A 20,434-nucleotide genomic window follows, 5' to 3' on the forward strand; every position below is an offset into this window, starting at 1 on the left:
ATGAAAACGAAATATCAAATAATATACTGTTTACTCACCTGTTTTGCAGTAACTGTGGTTAGGGCACAGGCGCCGAGGTTGCGGTTGGACAGCGTACTTGCGCGGATTGCAGTTACCCCAACGCTGCAGGCTTATGATCTTAAGATCAGCGCGCAGGATGCTTACGCCACCGGGGCCAGGAGCCTTGATGCGCCAAAGGTTAGTGCAGGGCAGTACCAAACGCCGTACCTGCTCAGTCCGAACGGAGGGTCATTTATGATCCAGGCGGAGCAGATGTTCACCAACTCATCCAAATTAAGAGCGAAGGAGGACTATTTGAAAGGCATTTCAAAAGTGACGGCGGAAGATAAAAACTATTTGAGAAACCAGCTGGTTGCCCAGGCGAAACAATATTACTATGCGCGTGTGGTGCTGGAGAAGAAGCAGGTATTACTTCAAAATATCCAAAGCTTGTTGGAATATATGCTTAAAGACGCCAACATCCGGTTAACCTACGGGAAAGAAAAGCTGAGCAACATATACAAAGCTAAAGCTGAGTTATACCAGTTGGACAACAATCGCGAACAACTTACCAACGAGATAAGCCAGGGAAACATTATGCTGAACACCCTGATGAACAGGGATAAGCTTACCGCTTTTAACGTAGATACTGCCGTTGTTTTGAAAGATTACGAAATAAGCCTTACGGATACTGCGGCCCTTGCCGCACAACGCAGCGATATAAAGGGCATTAGCCGCAATATTGAATTACAGCAATTAAATGCCAAAATGGAATACAGTAAACGCAAGCCGGATTTTGGCATCCAGGCAGCGCACATGATCAGCTACGGGGGATATGCTAATCAATATATTTTAATGGGCTCGGTAACAATTCCTATAGTGCCCTGGGCGTCCAGGGAATATAAAGCCAACTTAAAAGGGATCCGTTATGAAGTACAGGCATTGCAGCAAAAGAAACTTGATTTGCTTAACCAGGCGCAGGGGCAACTTATCGGCTTAAGAACAGATTTGAGCAGCAAAAAAAAGCAACTGAAGAACTATGAGCAAAACATAATTCCTGCTTTGCAAAATACCTACAAAACAGCCTTGCAGAGTTATGAGCAAAATACCGGCGATCTTCCGTCTGTATTAGCTGGTATTAAAGACTTGCAGGCGGCCCGGATGGAAGCTTTAGACCGACTACGGGAAATATTACAATTACAGGTAGCTTATGAAAGGGAATATGAAAAATATTAAGCTCATCATTATCGGATTGTTTGCGGCGGCTTTTAGTTTTGGTTCCTGCTCAAATCCTAAACCGGCACCGGCAGCAGCGCAGGTTAACAGCGGTGTTAAATACACCTGCCCGATGCATTCACAAATAATGGAAGATCACCCGGGTAGCTGCCCTATCTGCGGAATGACCCTGGTAAAAAAATCAGGGCAGGCAAGTGAGGGGGCTGGCATTAGTTTAAATACCGTGTTGCAGCCGGTAAACAGTACCGTAATCTCTTCGGTTAATGCAATTGCGCCGCAGCAAAAAGAAGTGTCTGCCGCGATTTCAGCAGAGGGATACCTTGATTTTGATACCCGTACATTTAATAATATAGCATCCCGGTTTTCCGGGCGGATTGAAAAGCTTTACATTAAATCTGCTTTCCAGGAGATTCACAAGGGGCAACGGATTTTTGATATCTATAGTCCTGATATGGTTAACGCGCAACAGGACCTCATCTATCTATCTAAAAACTCACCCGGAGAAGCTGGCCTGATAACTGCCGCGCGTCAAAAACTTTTATTATTGGGCATGACGGGGTCACAGGTAAGCCAGGTTGTAAAAAGCGGTAAGGCATTTTATAGTTTACCTGTTTACAGCCCGTATAGCGGGCATGTGCATGATGTTGCGCACAGCCAAATGTCAGGCTCCCCGACGGTAAAGCCTGAAGAAAGCTTTAACAGCAATTTGCCCCTGGCAATTAAAGAGGGGATGTATGTGCAAAAAGGGCAAACCATTTTTAATGTTGTGGATCCGCATCATTTATGGGCTGTCCTAAAAATTTCGCACACAGCGGTCTCTGGCTTAAGGTTAAATCAGCCTGTAAAGATCACCTCAGCTGATCTGCCCGGTGAGGCAATTGAAGGGAAAGTGAATTTTATAGAGCCATTTTTAAAAGATGGCGATAAAAGTACCAGCGTGAGGGTTTATATAACTAATATGGATCACTTGCTGAAAGTAAACAGCCTGGTTGTAGCCACTATAAAAACAGCGGCGGTTAATGGACTGTGGCTGCCAGGTGCCGCAGTACAAGACTTAGGGCAAAGTAAAATAGTATGGATTAAAGAAGGAAGTTTTTACAGAGCCCGCGAGGTAATTACCGGTGTGACAGAAGGTAATGAAGTTCAGATTAAACGCGGACTGTCGGTAACGGACAGTGTGGCAGAAAATGCCCAATATTTAACAGACAGCGAAAGTTTTATTAAAACGCAGCGCAATGAGAAATAAGCAAAGGAGTACTCTAAAAAAGATTATAGTAGCAGGCAAAATTGTAGGGTTCGTTTTGCTGTTGACCGCTCTGTTTGCCGCTTGTAAACAAAAGCCACAAAAAGTAGTGAAGGAACAAAGTAAGGCTTATTACACCTGTTCTATGCATCCGCAGGTACATGAAGATCATGATGGTAATTGTCCCATTTGCGGTATGAAACTCATTCGGGTAGAGCTAACCGGGGCCAATGCCGGCACTGTTGATGATAAAATAAAACTTACCGCATCGCAAATACAATTGGCAGGCATCCAAACAGACACCATAAGGGAAGAAAACGTTGGCACCGAAAAAATATTAACAGGCACCGTTGCAGCCGATGAAAACAAAGCAGGGGAGCTAAGCGCCAGGATAGGTGGGCGAATTCAGCAATTATTTATCAGGACCATCGGCGAAAAGATAGCGGCGGGCCAACCTGTTTATTCCATTTATAGCGAAGAAATACAGGAAGCAGAAAAGGAATATCTTTTAGCCAGGCAACAGCAAAAGGTTTTGAATAATCCCGATGTGGATTACGCTCAACTAATTAACGCCGCCGAAAGTAAGTTACAGCTATGGGGAATTACCAAAGCGCAGATAAAGCGTTTAGCGTCTTCAGGAAAGGTATCATCAACCATCGTCATTCAAAGCAGGGCGGGTGGTACGGTAAGTGAAATTGCGGTACACGAAGGCGATTACGTAACTGAAGGTATGACCATTTTGAAAATACAGGCACTGGGCAGCTTATGGGTTGAAGCACAGCTTTATGCTGCCGAATCGGGAGCTGTTAAAGCCGGCGATCCTGTAAGTGTATCGTTCCCCGACCTCGGCGGACAAGTGATTAAAGGGAATGTTGAATTTGTAAACCCCGAACTGTCAGATGCATCTAAAATTGACCTTGTGCGCATCAGTATTCCGAATCAGCAAGGAATCATCAGGCCCGGGATGCTCGCCAATATCGCCCTTGCCAGCGGTTTAAAACATGCGTTGGCGGTGCCTGCGTCTGCTATTTTAACAGATGGGAAAGGCAGCAAAGTTTGGCTAAGAAACCATGATGGGAGCTTTTCTGCAAGAATGGTACAAATTGGCCCGGGCAATCAAAGCTACAATTCGATAATTTCAGGGTTGATTGCAGGAGATGTGGTGGTAACCAATGGTGCCTATTTATTGAATAGTGAAGCCATATTTAAGAACGGGAATGATCAAATGGGCGGAATGACAATGTAAGCAGTTTTTAATAATCCTGGTTCCCGGCCTTTAGTTTTCTTAAAAAAAGGATAACAAAAAAGTCAAGCCCTTCGTATAACAACTGTTCACCGTAAACAAATTATTTAATGGTGGGCAACAGGGTTTTATAAAGGTTACTTTTTAAGTTATTTAAAAAAACTATGAGGGGGAATAATATTTTTGGGGTTCAGGACGACGGGAAAACTGCTGGTTTGTGCAGTTACTTTTTTGTTTTAGGTTGGTCGGTGTCATACTTTGGATATCACCAGGCCGAGAAGACGAGCTTAAGCAGTTTTCATTTACGGCAAACACTGCTCTTATACCTTACTTACATTGCAACAAGATATGGCGTGTTGGTGATTTTAAGTAAGCTGGGTACATTAAATGGGGTGTTTTCATTATTTAATCTGGTGCTCTTCACAAACCTTTTGTTTGCTGGTTTCTGGATTTATGGTTTAATTGGCGCAAGCAACGGCGAAGAGAAGCCAATTCCTTTTTTAGGTAAACCGGCACAGCTGCTATTTCAGGCAATTTAATATCCGTTAAAAACATATTATGAAGTCTTCAGATTTATTTCTGAAGGCTTTTTATTTTTAAAAAATTCTGCCCTACCTTTATTTAAAAACTAACTACCTATTTATGGAAACAATTACTGTGCAGGTTGTTATTGATGCAGCTACTGAGAAAGTTTGGGATTTTTGGACAAAACCTGAACACATTACCCAATGGACACACGCATCTGACGACTGGCATGCACCCTATGCAGAAAATGATGTACGTACGGGTGGCAAGTTCAAAACAACAATGGCAGCAAAAGACGGCAGCTTCAGTTTCGATTTTGAAGGCACTTACATCGAAGTGAAAACATATAACCTGCTTGAATACATACTAGAGGACAGCAGAAAAGTTAAAATAGATTTTATAAAAGAGGGTGACAAAACCAAAGTTATTGAAACCTTTGATCCGGAAGGTACTAACCCGGTTGAGATGCAAAAAGGCGGCTGGCAGGCTATTTTAGATAATTTTAAGAAATACACCGAGACCAATTAAGGTGCCATTAAAAGCCGGTATATGAATCCTGACATTACAGCTACAATTTAGTGTGGTTTGCCATTAAATTGTAAACTGCTTGCATGTATCTTTGCTACAATGCAACGCTCAGGTTGCTTAAATTTGCTAACTATTTAAAAACATTACCATGATTGAAACCAAAGCTTATGCGGCTCAAAGCGAAACTACACCTTTAGCCCCCTGGACGTTTGAGCGCCGGGAAGTAGGCCCGCATGATGTACAATTTGATATTTTATTCTGCGGTGTTTGCCATTCTGATCTGCACCAGATAAAGAACGATTGGTTCCCCGGGATATTTCCAATGGTGCCGGGACACGAGATTGTTGGTCGCGTGGTTAAGGTAGGAGACCACGTAAAGAAATTTAAAGTTGGTGACCTGGCCGGAACTGGTTGCCTTGTTGATTCGTGCCGTGTTTGTGAAAACTGCAAGCAGGACCTGGAGCAATATTGTTTAAACGGCAACTCGCAAACTTACAATGGCCTTGAGCAGGATGGTAAAACGCCAACCTACGGTGGTTACTCAAATACCATTGTAGTTCACGAGGATTTTGTGCTGCATGTATCAGATAAATTGAACCTGGCTGCAGTTGCCCCATTGTTATGCGCAGGCATCACCACTTATTCTCCTTTAAGGCACTGGAAAGTTGGTAAAGGACACAAACTGGCCGTGCTGGGCTTAGGTGGTCTTGGCCACATGGCCGTTAAGTTTGGCGTTGCTTTCGGCGCTGATGTTACCGTATTAAGTACTTCTCCTAAAAAGGAAGCCGATGCTAAAAAACTAGGCGCACACCATTTTGTTGTTACTACAGATCCTGAACAGGTGAAAGCAGCAAAAGGAACTTTTGATTTTATACTGGATACTGTTTCAGCTGAACACGATTTTAATATGTACCTGTCATTACTGCGTACCAATGGCGTACATATTTGCGTAGGTGTTCCGCCAAAACCAGCCGAGATTGCTGCATTTAGCTTGCTTGGCGGCCGTAAAAGCTTAGCCGGGTCGGGAATTGGCGGGCTTGCCGAAACCCAGGAAATGCTGGACTACTGTGCCGAAAATAACATCGTTTCGGATATTGAGATGATTGATATTAAAGACATCCAGACTGCTTATGATCGCATGGTAAAAGGCGATGTAAGGTACCGGTTTGTAATTGATATGGCTACTTTATAAAAGTACTGTTCTGAATTTTTTTAGTAAAGGGCATCCGCTGTTGTGGGTGCCTTTTTTATTAGCTTTATTTCCAAATTCACATTACAATTTGCAGGATTCACATTGCCGGAAAATATTAAAAATGAACAGCAGACATTTGATCATCAATAAACAAATATGAAAAAGATCAGCCTGCTTTTATTACTTCTCATCGCGTTAGCAAAGCCTGTTAAATCGCAGTTTAATTATGCAATGTATTCGCAAAGTTACCCCACGGGTACTACCGATAAGCCCGCCAACCTCGGCATAATTACGGCAGTTTATGAAACTAACAATTCTTTTTGGATAATGAATTCAAACGAGACGCTGTTTGCCTCATTATCGCATTCGCCGGCTTTTCAAAAGGAGAGACCATTAAACTTTACGGCAATTTCCACGTTCGATACGGCAAAAGCTCAATTTCTGTTACACGGTGTTAATAAAACCAACGCCCGGGCGTACGAGTTCAGGGTAACAGATGGCAATGGCAAAGTAATGGAGCCATGGAGCGCTATTGCAAAATTTACGGACGATATGTTAACATCGGTTTCCGGAATGCCGCAAATGGCTTACCTGGGTGGTTACAGGGGTGATTTTGGGAATAAAGTGATAGTGGATGTAAGGAAAAAGGGGAGTGATAAAATAGTGGCTACCTCTGTTGTGGCGTGGCCGGCAATAAAACCGGTAATAGGCGAAATTTATACTGCTAATGAATTCGATTTGTTTTTTAAAAGGCTGAGCAGGCCATGGTCATACCGGGCAACGGATGAAGAGATAAAACGGTGGAAAAAACACTACACTGCCGATCAGCTCGACCCCCAAACGTTGAGGCCTAAAAAGTTAATCCTTGAACCAACTGATAATAACCTGATATTTTATTTGCTGGCTGATATTTACGACAGAAAACAAGTAGAATATCAACTTGAAAAAAATGGCGAAGTATTTAGCGGCTGGAAAGAAAATGATTTTGACAACCAGTTTGTATGGCTCAAAAACCTTACGCCGGGGCAGTATTTATTAAAAATACGATATAACGTACAGCGCCAAAATATAACAAGCTATCCTTTTGAAGTTAAAACACCCTGGTATCAATCAACGCTGTTTAAGGTGGTCGCCGGCATTTTAATATGCGCTTTTTTGGGTGCCATTATTTTGATCATTGTTAACATCAGGCAAAAACAACGGGCGGAGCGGGAGCTGGTTAAAAAAACAAAGCTGCAACTGGAACTAAAAAGTATTTATGCACAGCTTAACCCGCATTTTATTTTTAATGCGCTAAGTTCAATACAGGGCCTCATTAATAAACAGGATATTAAAGGAGCTAACAACTACCTGTCTGACTTTGCCAAACTGATGCGCGAATCATTGAATAACAGCAACAAGGATCAAACCTCGCTGGATAAAGAGATAATAGCTTTACAAACTTACTTAAAGCTGGAGCAATTGCGATTTGGGTTTAACTATCAAGTAAACGTTGATGCCGGGATAAATGCATTTGAAACAGAAATTCCATCGTTATTATTGCAGCCGCTGATTGAAAATGCTGTTAAGCACGGTGTATCTCCCTTGCAGGAAAAAGGTTTGGTGTCCATCAGTTTTGCCAGGCAGGCCAATGATATGATAGTAAGTGTAGCAGACAATGGCAGCGGTTTTTTTGCCAATACCAATAGCAATGGCTTTGGATTGAAGCTTACACAGGACCGGATAAAATTATTAAACGAGTATAGCAGGGGGCAGGCCATATCATTTGAAGTGAAAGGCAATTCGCCATCGGGTACTATTATCGAACTAAAGTTTAAAAACTGGTTTTTATGAGCATTAGTGCAGTTTTAATTGACGACGAAAAACACAACCTGGACAATCTACAGGAACTGCTGTATGCCTATTGCCCGCAAATAACAGTTTGTGCTGCGGCGCTGGGTGCCGATGAAGGGGTCAGTATTATCCTTAAACACCAGCCAGAGCTTGTTTTTTTAGACATCCAAATGCCCAATAAAACAGGCTTTGACTTATTACGTGGACTAAGCAACTATGATTTTGAGGTAATATTTGTTACCGCTTTTGACAATTACGCCATACAAGCCATGCGGTTTGCCGCGGTTGATTACCTGTTAAAGCCCATTGATATTAATGAGCTGCAGGCAGCAGTTGACAGGGCAGTTAAAAAGTGCCGGCTTAAAGTTCAGAACCAGCAGCTTGAAAACCTAATCCATTTATTAAAAAGTCAGCAGAATAAAGAAGATCAGCGGATTGCGCTTACTACGCTTAAAGAAACAAGGTTTGTAAAAACAAGCGGGATAATACGGTGCGAATCGTCAAATAACTACAGTACTTTCTTTTTGCAGGATGGAGAAGAACTTTTGGTGAGCAAACCCATTTATGAGTACGAAGAGATACTGAAAGATTATGGTTTTATCCGCTGCCACCAGTCGCACCTGGTCAACAAAAAGTTTGTCAAAAGCTGGAAAAAAGAATACGGCGATCATCTACTGTTGTTTAACGGAACGGAAGTGCCGGTATCACGAAGTAAAAAAGACGAGGTAAAGCGAGCGCTCGACACCGGCTAATTCCTCCTGTTAATTCTTAACCGATTACTCCCGCGGCGTAACCAATATATTACGCAGCCTTAGCAACCTATTGCCCAAACTTTTCATCTTACAAAAAATAAAAACAATGAAAAAACTATTATTAATATGCGGTATTTGCTTAGTGACCCTTTTCGCTGATGCACAGGAGAGTAAAGAAGCAGCAGATTTTAATGCCTATTATATTAAAACAGATAGCAGTATGCATGCCGCCTATGCTTTAAAAGATTATCCTAAATCTATTTCGCTGGCTAACGAGTGGTTTGACAGGTATGATAAGCTGTCGCCCGCTTTTAAACAAAACAACCCAGGCTATTTGCCGGGCATGTACTATAACCTGGCTTGTTACACTTCAATGAATGGTGAAAAAAATAAAGCCATCACCTGTTTTGAAAAGGCTTATAAGACAGGGTTTTCGAATTATACGCTGGCAAAAACAGATGGCGATTTGAACAGCCTGCGCGATGATGAGCAGTTTAAGGCAGTATTAAATCAGCTAAGAGAAAAAGGAGACTATAACTATGTGCTAAAAAAAGCCGGTCCTTATAACAAGGAAAAAGCTGATCTGCCCGTATTCACTTATCAAGCTGCCAGCGCTCCTGAGCTGGTTAACTTTAAAACCAAATTTAACCTTGACTCAGTAAGTGGTAACGGTGATGAGATCAGCAAAATTAAAAACCTGCTTTATTGGGTACATGATGCGGTAAGGCATGATGGCAATTCAAATAACCCGCCATCAAAAAATGCGATTGACCTGATAGCTGTTTGTAAAAAGGATGACCGTGGCTTAAACTGCCGCATGATGGCAACCATTTTAAAAGATGCTTACCAGGCCGAAGGTTTTAAAGCAAGGCTGGTGACCTGTATGCCCAAAGATACAGCAGATTTTGACTGCCATGTAATTAACGTTGTATGGTCAAAAAACGTGAATAAATGGATTTGGATGGACCCTACTTTTGGCGCATATATGAGAGACGACAAGGGAAACTATTTGAGCATTGAAGAAGTGAGGGAGCGATTGATCAATGATAGTCCGCTGGTTTTGAATGACGACGCCAACTGGAACCATAAGAACAAAGAAACACAGGAAACCTACCTTAATTATATATCGAAAAACTTATACTGGATAAGATGTGCCGCTAAAAGTGAATGGGACCTGGAAACCCAAAAGAAGGGCAAACAGGCTATTCAGTATGTTAATTTATATCCCGGTAAATTTACCACCATAAACAGCACTAATAAATTCGGGGCGAACAAGACCGAGTATGCGACTAATAACCCGGAATATTTTTGGCAGAAACCGGATGTTGAATAAAATCATGATAATTGATAAAGGCAACCTGGTTGATTTTCGGGTTGCCTTTGTAATATCGGGGGGGATTTTATAGCTCGAAACTTAATCTTCGTTGGTAACCTGAGTCCCATAGCGTATTGCCGCTTCAAGTATTTCAGTGCTGATATCTTTTAGGGTTTTGAACCTGATGCAATACCCGGTCACGCTAGCCTTTCCCAGTTTTTTTCCAAACGTTTGGGCTAAATAAGTTTTATCTTTGATACCCAGGATATAGACAGAGATCCCGGTTTTGTTGGCGCTTAAACCAATTTGAAAAAAATCCCGGGTCTTTCCATCAGCATATTTTATGGTGTAAGATCCATAGCCTATGGTAGGGTTACTAACAGTTTTATTTTCGCTGTTTTTTCCATTGTCGAACCATAATTTACAACCTGGTAAAATTTGGAGCATGAGCTGGTGCAGCTGTTGCATATCGCTAAGTTTTGGTTCAGGCTGGCTGGTAATATACTCGTTGATCTGCTCTTGTACGTTCATACGAAAAATCAAATGATGGTTACTTACTTTGCCTTCTGTCAATTAATACCGGCAAGATATCAATTTTTAGTTTTGGGCGCGTCCATTTGTTTCATCCGGTAGGCGGTCACCAATTGTCTGTAGTTCCAGTTTTTATCCTTCTTCTCCAGCAGAAACTGATGAAAGTTTTCCATTTCGCTGTCAGGCATTCCGATAACTTTTAAAAGCTTCACGCTGCTGTCCCACGAGGCTACTGATATTTTTGTAGCTTCGAGCGTAGTTTGGGCAATTACCAGGTTACGCAAAGGGTTATAATAGCCGGTATCTTTTTTTGCTTTATTAATATCTGATAAAAGATTGGCGTAAGTAAGTTTTCCTGTACTTGCTGAGGCATTTTTTACCAAGAGCGCGCGCAGTGTAGTGCGGTCGGCAAATATCTTAATACCGATGCTGTCCAAACCAAAGCAATCCGCATGGTCAGCAACATCATTTTCCATATTCCTTGCTGAATCGGGGTCGATCTCTTTCTTTAGTAATTTTGTACAATCAACAGATGACTGTGCAGATGCATTGAGGCAAAAGCAAGTTGCAAAAATCACAATAACAATTAAAGGAGAACGAAGTGTTTGCATAGATTGCTCATTATGAGTTAAATATACAATTATAATTCCTTCCGCATCACATAATCATTCATCCAATACGGGCCAATGGCAATATCTTCTTCATAAGCCACTTCAAAGCCCATTTTTTCGTAAAAGCTCTTTGCTTTGTTGTGCCGGTTCACATTCAGATCGAGAATATGTTTACCGGCTTCAATGGTTTTATGAGCTACCGCATTTATCAGCACCTTGCCGTAGCCTTTTCCCTGCGTTTCGGGCAGGCAGTAAAGCTTGTGCAGCTTATAAATTTCAGGATTTTCTTCCCTGGGCGAGTATGCCGCAAATGCAACAGGTTTTTCATCTTCCAACAGTAACAAATAGATTTGCGAGCTATTGTCTATTTGCAATTTGATCTTTGCAACGGAATAGATCTCACCCAGCATAAAGCTGATCTGCTCTTTTTCTAATATAGGCGAATAAGAGGGCCACCAGGTTTTTTCTGCAATATCTATAATGGTTTCAACATCGTTTAATGTTGCTTTCCGGATAGTGTACATATTTCACAATAATAGCGACATAATGCTTCGCCTCTCTACGGTATTAATGATTTTCTTCTTCGTCAACTTTTATATGGGTTGCTGCAGTTTGCCCAACCCCGAAATATTCCTGCAGCTCATTTAAGGTGGATGAACTGGTTGCAATATCTTTAATGATCACGCCTTTCTCCATTAATAAGATGCGGTCGCACACATCGGTAATATGATTAAGATCATGACTGGAAATCAGCGTTGTTACACCTTTGTTTTTGTTGAGGTCCTTCACAATGCTTTTTAGCCTGAACTGTGTGCTGGGGTCAATATTGGCAAAAGGCTCATCCAGCATCAGCAATTGGGGGCTTTGCAACAGGCACGACGCGACACCAACTTTACACTGGTTGCCTTTTGAAAGATCGCGGATGTATTTCCCTTTTTTCAGGATCTCGCCGTTAAAAAAATCGGTAAGGCCTGCCATAAAGTCGTCAACATGCGCCCGGCTTTGCTGGTGCAGGCCGCCAATAAAATAAAAATATTCTTCGGGGGTAAGATAGTCTATCAAAAAGCCCTCATCAAGGTACGATGCGGTAAAGTTTTTCCAGTCCTCGTTTCCGGCAACTGGTTCCCCCTTCATCAAAACCTGCCCGGTTTCGGGACGGATAAGATCAAGCATCATGCGGAACAAGGTAGTTTTCCCTGCGCCGTTATTGCCTACCAGGCCAACGCTTTCGCCCGTTGCTATTGCAACGCCTGGGATATTTACAACGGTTACGCCGTTATATATTTTCTTAAGGTTTTTAATTTCAATCATATTATTTATTTCTGAACCCTTCAGCAATGGTGTATCGTTTGGTGTAAAAATCGGTTTCCAGTTTCTTTATCCAAAAGCTGCGTGTAAATATAAATACCAGGCTAATTACGGCTAATAAGGCCAGTCCGGCATTTTCGTGGTGCAGCAGCGCAAACGGGCCGTAAAAAACATATGGGGCAATCAACAGCGGAAACGACAGGATCCATTGGTTACCGCTTACGCCTTCCCAGTTAAAGGCTGCACCTTTCGATAGGTCGATCCGCTTATAATTGCGGTTGGCAAAAAACAGCACCAGGGTTGTGTTTACGCCGATATTCCATAAATACATAATCACCTCAATAACCAGGATCTTCCAGCCAAAATAAGCGTAAGGCGTAGTTAACAGTAAAAAAAATGTGGATATAATAGTGAACATTAAATATTTGGCCCTAACAAAATCAGCAAACTTAACCTTGCTAACCAGCAACCCATCAAAGTGCGACGCCTGCCAGCTGTACATAAACTGACCGTAGTTGATAACGAAGATGCCCGTCATAAACATGCTTACAAATACGCTGAGGCTTTCGCTGTTCATTTTAGGGTTAGTGTAAAATATTAACCCGTAAAACATAATAAAAAGCCCCATAATAAAGGCCGATCGGGAGCGCTTATTGCGGAATATCAATTTAAATTCATTAGCGGCCAGGTCGCCAACACTGCCGAAACGGCTGAGCAGCGGGTACTCTGTACTGCTTTTGTATTTTGCAGCTTTGCGCGAGCCCAGTTCTTCCAGGTACAGGTTCTCCTTTAAATACAGAAAGTTAAGGTAATACATTACCGTGCCAAGTAAAACAGGAGCAACAGCCAGCGCGGGATGTGTAATTACGTTGCCAAAGAATAAAAATGAAAACTTACGGATCGAGATCAGGTGCCATAAAAAATCAGATAACCCAATGAGTATAATTACTGCTGCGGCGGCTAAAAAGATCCACCCGTTTAAATTGGCTTTACGTTTCAGGTATAAAGCCAGGTAATTGTTAAATATGGTGAGTCCGGCCAGCGATATAAAAAAGGCCAGCGCAACCACCGCACCCGAATCTGTTGCTATGATCTTTACAATAAAGGGTGCAAAAAGCACAAACGGCCAAAGATTAAATACCGAAAGCAGCGAGGTAAATGCCAGGTAACGCACCAGCGAATTCCGTTTTACAGGTAGCTGTAGATAAGGCTGAACGCGCAGGGTAGGCAGTTCCTGAAATTGTAAGCGTGCAAAAAGATCAAACAAAAAATAAAAAAGCAGGATGCCGCAAAATGACATCACCAGGTCATCATGAGGGAATGCTTTTTCCAGGAATTTATCCAGGAAAAAGCCCATCACCAGTACGTTAATAAACAGGTATAAAATTAATAGGCCCATTACTACCCGTATCGCAATGCTTTTGCCGGTATTTTTTGATCGCCAGAAAGCTTTTAGCTCGTGCCTGAAGAAAGTTGATATCATTTACGCTTTATAAAATAATTGCAGAGGTAATAATAGTTAAAAATTGCGTTTTAACCTATTACTTACACGTTATTACTTCTCGTTAAGTACGGGAGGTTCAATACTTATACCGCTCGCCCCAAAGTTTTTTTAACTTCTCTTTTGATTCATTTTCGCGGGCATTGTTACCGGGATTATAAAGTTTAGTGCCTTTAATGGCGTCCGGCAAAAAGTCGAGCTCGGTAAAGTTGCCTTCGTAGCTGTGGGCGTATTTATAGTCTTTACCGTAGCCTATATTTTTCATCAGTTTGGTTGGTGCATTGCGCAGGTGCAGCGGAACAGGCAGATCGCCGGTTTGTTTAACCATGGCTATTGCGGCACCTATGGCTGTGGTAGCCGAATTACTTTTTGCCGATGTTGCCAGGTAGATGGCCGTTTGCGACAGGATCAATTGCGATTCGGGCATGCCTATTTTATTTACCGCCTCAAAACAGCTTTGTGCCAGCAGCAGCGCATTGGGATTGGCATTGCCTATATCTTCTGATGCCAGGATCAGCATGCGCCGGGCAATAAACAACGGGTCCTCGCCGCCTACTATCATCCTTGCCAGCCAATAAACTGCACCATTAGGATCGCTGCCGCGCATAGATTTAATGAAGGCCGAAATAATGTCGTAATGCTGTTCGCCTGTTTTATCGTACAGCGCCATATTTTGCTGCACATGCTCCAGTATATTCTTATTAGTTAAGGTGATCTTTTTGCTGTCGAAAGCATTTACCAGCAGTTCAAAAATATTGAGCAGCTTGCGGGCGTCACCACCGGAAAGACGGAGCAGTGCTTCGTTCTCTTTAACAATGATGACTTTCTTTTCCAGCACCACGTCCTCCCGCATCGCTTTGTCAAGCAGGCTCATCAAATCATACTCGTCTAAAGGCTGCAGGATATAAACCTGGCAGCGCGACAGCAAAGCCGAGATCACCTCGAATGAAGGGTTTTCTGTGGTTGCGCCAATAAGGGTTACTATGCCCCGCTCAACCGCACCCAGCAGGGAATCTTGCTGCGATTTGGAGAACCGGTGGATCTCATCAATAAACAACACCGGCAGCACCAAGCCTTCAGCTTTTAACAACGATGCTTTTTCAATTACTTCGCGCACATCCTTAACGCCCGAGTTAATGGCGCTCAAGGCAAAAAAAGGCCGGTCGAGGGTTTGTGAAATGATATACGCCAGGGTTGTTTTCCCTACACCTGGGGGGCCCCAGAAGATCATCGATGGCAAAGCGCCTGATGCAATAGCCTTTCGTAACACGGCACCATGGCCGACCAAATGTTTTTGCCCCACATAATCATCCAGGTTTTTTGGGCGCATACGCTCGGCTAATGGGGGCAAATTGTTCATGTAGTAAAATTCAGAAAAGTAAATGCTAAATCCTAAGAAAATTAGTAATTTTAAAACAACAATATGCCCGATAAGTTTACCAAAGAAAATTATCAGTCCATTTGCGATGGCCTTGCCGCTGCCGATCCTGACCTGGCAGCAATTATCCGCGCCCATAGCTATCCGCCGTTTTGGTGGAGACCCAACACATTTGAAACTTTGGTACACATTATTTTGGAACAGCAGGTTTCGCTGGCATCGGCTTTATCAGCCTTAAAGAAACTGAAAGAACGTTTACAGGAACTTACACCTGCCCGGCTTTTGTTGCTCACCGGCGAAGAAATGAGGGCCTGTTATGTAAGCCGCCAAAAGAGCGGGTATATTAAATATCTTGCCGAAGCTTTATTGAGCGGGCAGCTCAGGCTAGCCGAAATGGAAGAACTGCCGGATGAACAGGTACGTGCAAAATTAGTGGCCCTTAAAGGTATCGGCAACTGGACTGCTGACGTTTACCTGATGTTTGTTTTGCAGCATCCGGACATTTTCCCTATTGGCGACCTTGCAGCAGTAAACGCCCTCAAAAAAATTAAAAATTTGCCGGCAACTGTCACCAGGGAGCAAATAATGGCAATAACGATGCAATGGCAGCCCTACCGAACCATTGCCGCCATGCTGCTGTGGCACTACTACTTATCGGCACCAAAAAACAAAATCCAATAGTTAAACAGGTATGACAGAGAAAGAAAAAATGATAGCCGGCTTGCCATATAACGCCAACAACCCTGAACTGGTGGCGCTGCGCCGCGATGTGAGGGTTAAACTGGCAGCGTACAACAGCGCCGGATACGTAACAGAAACCATTTCGGCTATGTTGGCCGGCATTTTAGGCGAAACAGGTAAAGGAAGCTGGATAGAGCCCCCATTTTATTGCGACTATGGCTTTAACATTAAAACCGGTAAAGACTTTTACATGAACTTTGATTGTGTGATACTCGATGTTGCTCCGGTAACCATAGGAGATAATGTTATGTGCGGGCCAAAAGTGCAGTTACTGGCCGCCACCCATAGCCTTGACCCGGAAGAACGTAATTTTTCGGGAACGGAACTGGGCAAACCCATTACCATTGGCAACAGGGTCTGGATTGGTGCAGGTGTAATTGTTTGCCCGGGTGTTACCATAGGCGACGAAGCTGTAATTGGTGCGGGCAGCGTAGTGACGCGAGATGTTCCGCCGCGGGTTTTTGCTGCCGGCAACCCTTGTAAGGTTATAAAAGCAATTTAACCGGTGTTTAAAATAAATGCGCGCCGGGATGCAACGTGAGGGCACGAAATAGAGTCTGATAGATAAACCAGTATAAAATATCATGAAAACATACTTGACCTTATTTATTGTAGCCTGTCAAAGTGTAGTAGCGTTGGCGCAAGATAACGACGGCAAAGCGCCTTATTCAACCAAATCATTAGCTAACGATGCCATCAGCAGCGTTATGGTTAGCACCTCGGCAGGCGGTATAAATGTTAGCGGCCGGCCCGGCGAAGCGCCAAGGGTAGAGGTTTATATCAGGGGTAATAATGGCAGGGAGCTCTCAAAAGAGGAAATTCAAAAACGCCTTGCGAGAGACTACGACATGAACATTGCGGTGAACGGGCACGAACTGAGCGCTACCGTAAAAACCAAACACAACTTTTCGAACTGGACACAGTCCCTGAGTATTTCATTTAAAATATTTGTTCCGCAACAGGTTGCTACCAATTTAAAAACCAGCGGCGGTGGCATTGTGCTGGATAATTTAAAAGGGAATGAAACTTTTTCAACCAGCGGCGGTGGTTTGGTAATTGATAAATTGAGCGGCGTGATCCGGGGCAGAACATCGGGCGGCGGGATTGAAGTTTCTAATTCAAGCGAAGATATTGACCTGAGCACCAGCGGTGGCGGCATAGTAGCAAAAAACTGTACCGGTAAAATGAAGCTGATTACCAGCGGCGGCGGCATTGAACTGGCTAATTTAAAGGGCAATATTGTTGCGCACACCAGCGGCGGCGGGGTTGAAGGCAGAAACGTTGAAGGCGAGTTGGTAACCGGTACATCCGGCGGCGGCATTGATCTTAAAGGCATGAGCTGCAGCCTGGATGCCAGTACCAGTGCAGGCAACCTGGATGTGGAAATGAAACAGGCCGGTAAATACGTTAAGCTTACGGCCAGCTCAGGCGATGTTAACCTGAGCCTGCCATTAAAACAAGGGCTGGATCTTTCTTTACGGGGCGAAAGCGTAAGTCAGCGGCCATCAAAAATAAGCGGCTTCACAGGCGAATGGGGTAAAAACCGCATTAACGGCAGTGTAAACGGTGGCGGCATCCCTGTTGAGGCAAGCGCAGGCAGCGGTAATTTAAATGTGAGGTTTAATTAGCAGCCGGCATTAACAACCAGGAAACAAAATTTGAAGAGGCACCGGATTTATTTCGGTGCCTTTTGCGTTACTTTTGGATTAAAAGCATTCGATTTGAGAGTACCGCAAGCGTTCCGGTGTTCCATTTTTGCACACGGAACACCCGGAACAAAGTGAAACATGCTGATTATCAATTATTTACTTATTTTAAATAAATGATAAATATTTAACTTTCTGATAATCAGCATTTTTCATATTTTTATTTACAAAATCGCTTGCAATGTCGCTAAATATTCCGCCATTTAACAACACAGCGTCAAAGCCTAAACTCGAATTACGATGATTTGATAACATCTGCCAGACGCTTTAGCCGGCGGAATTCAGGACGCCAAATCATTTAAACCCCAGCCCATAATCTTCATCACCCTTAAAAACTCATCCTGTAAGGGGGCTTCAATATGTACAGGCTGCTGCGTAACCGGGTGCGTAAATGCCAGCTGTGAGGCATGCAGCAGCATGGTATCCAGTTCCCAGCGCTCTTTAAATAATTTGTTTTGTTTGTTGCAGCCGTGGGTACGGTCGCCAATTATGGGGTGAAATACATGGGCGAAGTGCTTGCGCAGCTGGTGCATGCGGCCGCTTTCGGGATTTGCCTCCACCAGCGAATAGCGCGAAGTAGGATGGCTCCCCAGCGGCACATCCAGCTCGGCACGGGCAAGGGTTTTATATTTGGTAAAGGCTTCCTGTAAAGTGCCGTTCTCTTTGCGCAGCGGGTAATTTATCTCTTCGGTATCTGGGGTATGTCCCCTCACTATGGCCAGGTATTTTTTATTAACCCGGTTATCAGAAAACTGCTGCTGCATCAGTTTCTCTGCATCTTTACTAAGGGCAAATAAAAGTACGCCGCCTGTTTTCCTGTCCAGCCGGTGTGCCGGGAACACGTGCCTGTTCAGTTGGTCGCGCAGCATTTGCAGGGCAAACTCGGTGGCATCGTTGGCAATGGACGAACGGTGTACCAGCAGGCCATGCGGCTTGTTGATGGCTACCAGGTGTTCATCATGAAACAGGATCTTAAGTAAGGGCATATCGGGCAAAGGTAAATAAAACTTGTTTCACCTTGTTTCGGGGTGTTCGGTACAAATAGCGAACGAAACAACAGCAATTACAAAAGGCTCACTGTGCTTGTGGCAGTAATTGGAATAAGGTATATTGGATGAACCTTACAGTTAATAATGACAAAATACCAACAAGCAAACGGCACCTCAATAGAAGTTTATTTTTTTAAATACAGAAGGTTTATCACCATACTGAGTATTGTATTGCTGTTGTACTTCCCGTTTGATATTTATCTTTCCCCGGCATTTATTCCAGGACATACTTATCAAACTATAGGGCATTGGTTAAATGACAGCATTATATACCTTGTTGTACCAATTGGCTTGCTTGTTTACTTACAAAGACTGCGAAAAGCACATGTCGCAGAGGCTGACCGCTAGAGAAAACTTGTTTCACCTTGTTTCGCGGTGTTCGGCACAAATAGCGAACGGAACATGGTTGTTAGTCTTTCTGTATCTTTACTTATTATATATTATATAGTAGAGTGAAGACCTTATAAGCAGATCAGCCGGTGGAGGTTACAACGATGCCTTTACTTTTTTACCTGATAATTAAACAAATACTTATACTAAATAATACCAAGCAAAAGACGGTATTTGCTATTGTACCGGTGCTACTAATCATGCTATCAGAATATATCACTAAGATTAAGAAAGCCCATACTAATGAAACGGCCATCAAAAATATGCCAACTCTTTTTAAGTTTCTATTTCCCGGGATCTTAATTAAATAAGGTTGATACCCAATTTGAGTCTGAATTAAATAACGTTGTTATAAGTGATGATATGGTGCTGTTCCGTTCGATATTTGTGCCGAACATGCTGAAACAAATGTGAAACAGCAGCTGATTTATTTTAAATTCCAATATCCTGTTCCGTTCGCTATTTGTGCCGAACATGCTGAAACAGGGTGAAACAAACTGCTATTCCAGGTATGCCTTATTATTAAGGTAAATGGCCAGTTCATTGATCTTGTCTGTTCCGATAACGTCTGAATGCAGCCGGATCAGTTCTTTCCAGCAGGCCGGGTTATCGGGTGTATCCCAAAAACGGATCTTTTTGCCAACGGCGTGGGCGCTGTCTATAATGCTTCTCAGGCGGTCAACATCCGGCTGACTGATGTCCCTTTCGCCATTCCAGGTAGAAAAATGACTGAACGGTACACTGATCAACCCTATTTTTGTAAGTTGCTGCGGGGTAAAACCACCAACGTGGCCAACGTCAAAATTTAACCATGCAGGATAATTCAACATTACCTCGCCCGGCGGAACGGCCCCCGTCATCACGATGGAGAGCCTGCCTGTGTGGCCCGGATAATCCAAATATTGGCTAAGCGGCTTAAGCTCTTCAATCACCAGCGGCAGGGTAATGGTGTAGTCTTTTTTTATTTCGATGAGCAGCCTGAGCTTCCGGGTGGTATCGCGTTTAAACTTCGCAATCAAAGGGTCTAAATACAACCGCTTAAGCGACCGGCTTGGCGTAATTTCCTTTTCACTATGTGCCACCAGCAACTGCCCGTTAACAGCAAACACATCCGCCTCTATCGATCCAAAACCCGCATCATAAGCCCTGTAAAACGGGATGCTGTTTTTATAATCGTTGTGCGAATGGGCATCTGCCGGGGTGTAATCTTTGTTTGAGGTAAGGCAGGATGATAAAGCAAAAGATAATGCGATTAGGGATAGGATAGATTTTAGTTTGTTCATGTTTTTATCAAATTTATTGCCCCATATGTCATGCCGAATTTATTTCGGCAACCCACAGGACATTTCCGC

21 protein-coding genes are annotated in these 20,434 nt (G+C 43.2%); 13 read left to right on the forward strand and 8 right to left on the reverse strand.

Annotation, left to right across the window (positions count from 1 at the left end; translation table 11 throughout):
* From MuYL_RS03695 to MuYL_RS03735, 9 genes are all read left to right on the forward strand, one after another.
* Entirely contained in the window at positions 1–1,236 is a 1,236-nt protein-coding gene (locus MuYL_RS03695; RefSeq protein ID WP_094569244.1) for a TolC family protein, read from the forward strand.
* Positions 1,223–2,482 (forward strand): efflux RND transporter periplasmic adaptor subunit, encoded by a 1,260-nt coding sequence (locus tag MuYL_RS03700; protein WP_170309722.1) that lies wholly within the window; start codon positions 1,223–1,225, stop codon positions 2,480–2,482. The genes MuYL_RS03695 and MuYL_RS03700 overlap by 14 nt, the downstream gene beginning before the upstream one ends.
* Positions 2,472–3,725 (forward strand): efflux RND transporter periplasmic adaptor subunit, encoded by a 1,254-nt coding sequence (locus MuYL_RS03705; RefSeq protein ID WP_094569246.1) that lies wholly within the window; start codon positions 2,472–2,474, stop codon positions 3,723–3,725. The genes MuYL_RS03700 and MuYL_RS03705 overlap by 11 nt, the downstream gene beginning before the upstream one ends.
* Before the next feature lie 161 nt (positions 3,726–3,886).
* Entirely contained in the window at positions 3,887–4,261 is a 375-nt protein-coding gene (locus tag MuYL_RS03710) for a hypothetical protein (protein WP_094569247.1), read from the forward strand.
* A gap of 103 nt (positions 4,262–4,364) precedes the next feature.
* Positions 4,365–4,775 carry an SRPBCC family protein gene (locus MuYL_RS03715; RefSeq protein WP_094569248.1) on the forward strand — a complete coding sequence of 137 codons (411 nt, stop codon included), beginning with the start codon at positions 4,365–4,367 and terminating at the stop codon, positions 4,773–4,775.
* Positions 4,776–4,923: 148 nt separating this feature from the next.
* The gene (locus tag MuYL_RS03720; RefSeq protein ID WP_094569249.1) at positions 4,924–5,967 is read left to right on the forward strand and encodes an NAD(P)-dependent alcohol dehydrogenase; all 1,044 of its coding nucleotides are present in this window, start codon (positions 4,924–4,926) and stop codon (positions 5,965–5,967) included.
* A gap of 156 nt (positions 5,968–6,123) precedes the next feature.
* Positions 6,124–7,800, forward strand: coding sequence for a sensor histidine kinase (locus tag MuYL_RS03725; protein ID WP_094569250.1), 1,677 nt, complete (start codon positions 6,124–6,126; stop codon positions 7,798–7,800).
* Positions 7,797–8,552, forward strand: coding sequence for a LytR/AlgR family response regulator transcription factor (locus MuYL_RS03730; RefSeq protein WP_094569251.1), 756 nt, complete (start codon positions 7,797–7,799; stop codon positions 8,550–8,552). Before MuYL_RS03725 ends, MuYL_RS03730 begins: the two co-directional genes overlap by 4 nt.
* A gap of 106 nt (positions 8,553–8,658) precedes the next feature.
* The gene (locus MuYL_RS03735) at positions 8,659–9,885 is read left to right on the forward strand and encodes a transglutaminase-like domain-containing protein (RefSeq protein WP_094569252.1); all 1,227 of its coding nucleotides are present in this window, start codon (positions 8,659–8,661) and stop codon (positions 9,883–9,885) included.
* 81 nt (positions 9,886–9,966) lie between these two features.
* Here MuYL_RS03735 and MuYL_RS03740 read toward each other — a convergent pair whose 3' ends face one another.
* The 6 genes from MuYL_RS03740 to MuYL_RS03765 form a co-directional block, all read right to left on the reverse strand.
* Positions 9,967–10,398, reverse strand: a complete 432-nt coding sequence (locus MuYL_RS03740) for a DUF1801 domain-containing protein (protein ID WP_094569253.1) — start codon at positions 10,396–10,398, stop codon at positions 9,967–9,969.
* A 59-nt stretch (positions 10,399–10,457) separates the two neighbouring features.
* Positions 10,458–11,009, reverse strand: coding sequence for a hypothetical protein (locus tag MuYL_RS03745; protein WP_094569254.1), 552 nt, complete (start codon positions 11,007–11,009; stop codon positions 10,458–10,460).
* Positions 11,010–11,038: 29 nt separating this feature from the next.
* Positions 11,039–11,533 carry a GNAT family N-acetyltransferase gene (locus MuYL_RS03750; protein ID WP_094569255.1) on the reverse strand — a complete coding sequence of 165 codons (495 nt, stop codon included), beginning with the start codon at positions 11,531–11,533 and terminating at the stop codon, positions 11,039–11,041.
* Positions 11,534–11,576: 43 nt separating this feature from the next.
* The gene (locus tag MuYL_RS03755) at positions 11,577–12,320 is read right to left on the reverse strand and encodes an ABC transporter ATP-binding protein (RefSeq protein ID WP_094572840.1); all 744 of its coding nucleotides are present in this window, start codon (positions 12,318–12,320) and stop codon (positions 11,577–11,579) included.
* A gap of 1 nt (position 12,321) precedes the next feature.
* A complete protein-coding gene (locus MuYL_RS03760; protein WP_094569256.1) occupies positions 12,322–13,800 on the reverse strand; it encodes a DUF5687 family protein in 1,479 nt (492 codons plus the stop codon).
* Between the two features lie 97 nt (positions 13,801–13,897).
* Entirely contained in the window at positions 13,898–15,178 is a 1,281-nt protein-coding gene (locus MuYL_RS03765; protein WP_094569257.1) for a replication-associated recombination protein A, read from the reverse strand.
* Between the two features lie 63 nt (positions 15,179–15,241).
* Between MuYL_RS03765 and MuYL_RS03770 the strand changes: the two genes are divergently transcribed.
* The 3 genes from MuYL_RS03770 (at position 15,242) to MuYL_RS03780 (ending at position 17,565) form a co-directional block, all read left to right on the forward strand.
* The gene (locus tag MuYL_RS03770) at positions 15,242–15,877 is read left to right on the forward strand and encodes a DNA-3-methyladenine glycosylase family protein (protein WP_094569258.1); all 636 of its coding nucleotides are present in this window, start codon (positions 15,242–15,244) and stop codon (positions 15,875–15,877) included.
* A 10-nt stretch (positions 15,878–15,887) separates the two neighbouring features.
* A complete protein-coding gene (locus MuYL_RS03775; protein ID WP_157740584.1) occupies positions 15,888–16,439 on the forward strand; it encodes a sugar O-acetyltransferase in 552 nt (183 codons plus the stop codon).
* Between the two features lie 82 nt (positions 16,440–16,521).
* Positions 16,522–17,565 carry a DUF4097 family beta strand repeat-containing protein gene (locus MuYL_RS03780; RefSeq protein WP_157740586.1) on the forward strand — a complete coding sequence of 348 codons (1,044 nt, stop codon included), beginning with the start codon at positions 16,522–16,524 and terminating at the stop codon, positions 17,563–17,565.
* Positions 17,566–17,924: 359 nt separating this feature from the next.
* Here MuYL_RS03780 and MuYL_RS03785 read toward each other — a convergent pair whose 3' ends face one another.
* A complete protein-coding gene (locus tag MuYL_RS03785) occupies positions 17,925–18,629 on the reverse strand; it encodes a pseudouridine synthase (protein WP_094569260.1) in 705 nt (234 codons plus the stop codon).
* A gap of 147 nt (positions 18,630–18,776) precedes the next feature.
* On the opposite strand from MuYL_RS03785, the gene MuYL_RS03790 reads away from it, so the two are divergent.
* The gene (locus tag MuYL_RS03790) at positions 18,777–19,040 is read left to right on the forward strand and encodes a hypothetical protein (RefSeq protein ID WP_094569261.1); all 264 of its coding nucleotides are present in this window, start codon (positions 18,777–18,779) and stop codon (positions 19,038–19,040) included.
* A 542-nt stretch (positions 19,041–19,582) separates the two neighbouring features.
* On the opposite strand, the gene MuYL_RS03800 is transcribed toward MuYL_RS03790, so the two are convergent.
* Complete coding sequence (locus tag MuYL_RS03800; protein WP_094569263.1) at positions 19,583–20,365, reverse strand: PI-PLC domain-containing protein; 783 nt, start codon at positions 20,363–20,365, stop codon at positions 19,583–19,585.
* Positions 20,366–20,434 lie beyond the last annotated feature (69 nt).

It is taken from the genome of Mucilaginibacter xinganensis (assembly GCF_002257585.1).
Taxonomy (GTDB): domain Bacteria; phylum Bacteroidota; class Bacteroidia; order Sphingobacteriales; family Sphingobacteriaceae; genus Mucilaginibacter; species Mucilaginibacter xinganensis.

Coding starts and splice junctions, on each gene's coding strand:
- MuYL_RS03695 (WP_094569244.1), top strand. CDS start 1: ATGAAAACGAAATATCAAATAATATACTGTTTACTCACCTGTTTTGCA.
- MuYL_RS03700 (WP_170309722.1), top strand. CDS start 1,223: ATGAAAAATATTAAGCTCATCATTATCGGATTGTTTGCGGCGGCTTTT.
- MuYL_RS03705 (WP_094569246.1), top strand. CDS start 2,472: ATGAGAAATAAGCAAAGGAGTACTCTAAAAAAGATTATAGTAGCAGGC.
- MuYL_RS03710 (WP_094569247.1), top strand. CDS start 3,887: ATGAGGGGGAATAATATTTTTGGGGTTCAGGACGACGGGAAAACTGCT.
- MuYL_RS03715 (WP_094569248.1), top strand. CDS start 4,365: ATGGAAACAATTACTGTGCAGGTTGTTATTGATGCAGCTACTGAGAAA.
- MuYL_RS03720 (WP_094569249.1), top strand. CDS start 4,924: ATGATTGAAACCAAAGCTTATGCGGCTCAAAGCGAAACTACACCTTTA.
- MuYL_RS03725 (WP_094569250.1), top strand. CDS start 6,124: ATGAAAAAGATCAGCCTGCTTTTATTACTTCTCATCGCGTTAGCAAAG.
- MuYL_RS03730 (WP_094569251.1), top strand. CDS start 7,797: ATGAGCATTAGTGCAGTTTTAATTGACGACGAAAAACACAACCTGGAC.
- MuYL_RS03735 (WP_094569252.1), top strand. CDS start 8,659: ATGAAAAAACTATTATTAATATGCGGTATTTGCTTAGTGACCCTTTTC.
- MuYL_RS03740 (WP_094569253.1), bottom strand. CDS start 10,398: ATGAACGTACAAGAGCAGATCAACGAGTATATTACCAGCCAGCCTGAA.
- MuYL_RS03745 (WP_094569254.1), bottom strand. CDS start 11,009: ATGCAAACACTTCGTTCTCCTTTAATTGTTATTGTGATTTTTGCAACT.
- MuYL_RS03750 (WP_094569255.1), bottom strand. CDS start 11,533: ATGTACACTATCCGGAAAGCAACATTAAACGATGTTGAAACCATTATA.
- MuYL_RS03755 (WP_094572840.1), bottom strand. CDS start 12,320: ATGATTGAAATTAAAAACCTTAAGAAAATATATAACGGCGTAACCGTT.
- MuYL_RS03760 (WP_094569256.1), bottom strand. CDS start 13,800: ATGATATCAACTTTCTTCAGGCACGAGCTAAAAGCTTTCTGGCGATCA.
- MuYL_RS03765 (WP_094569257.1), bottom strand. CDS start 15,178: ATGAACAATTTGCCCCCATTAGCCGAGCGTATGCGCCCAAAAAACCTG.
- MuYL_RS03770 (WP_094569258.1), top strand. CDS start 15,242: ATGCCCGATAAGTTTACCAAAGAAAATTATCAGTCCATTTGCGATGGC.
- MuYL_RS03775 (WP_157740584.1), top strand. CDS start 15,888: ATGACAGAGAAAGAAAAAATGATAGCCGGCTTGCCATATAACGCCAAC.
- MuYL_RS03780 (WP_157740586.1), top strand. CDS start 16,522: ATGAAAACATACTTGACCTTATTTATTGTAGCCTGTCAAAGTGTAGTA.
- MuYL_RS03785 (WP_094569260.1), bottom strand. CDS start 18,629: ATGCCCTTACTTAAGATCCTGTTTCATGATGAACACCTGGTAGCCATC.
- MuYL_RS03790 (WP_094569261.1), top strand. CDS start 18,777: ATGACAAAATACCAACAAGCAAACGGCACCTCAATAGAAGTTTATTTT.
- MuYL_RS03800 (WP_094569263.1), bottom strand. CDS start 20,365: ATGAACAAACTAAAATCTATCCTATCCCTAATCGCATTATCTTTTGCT.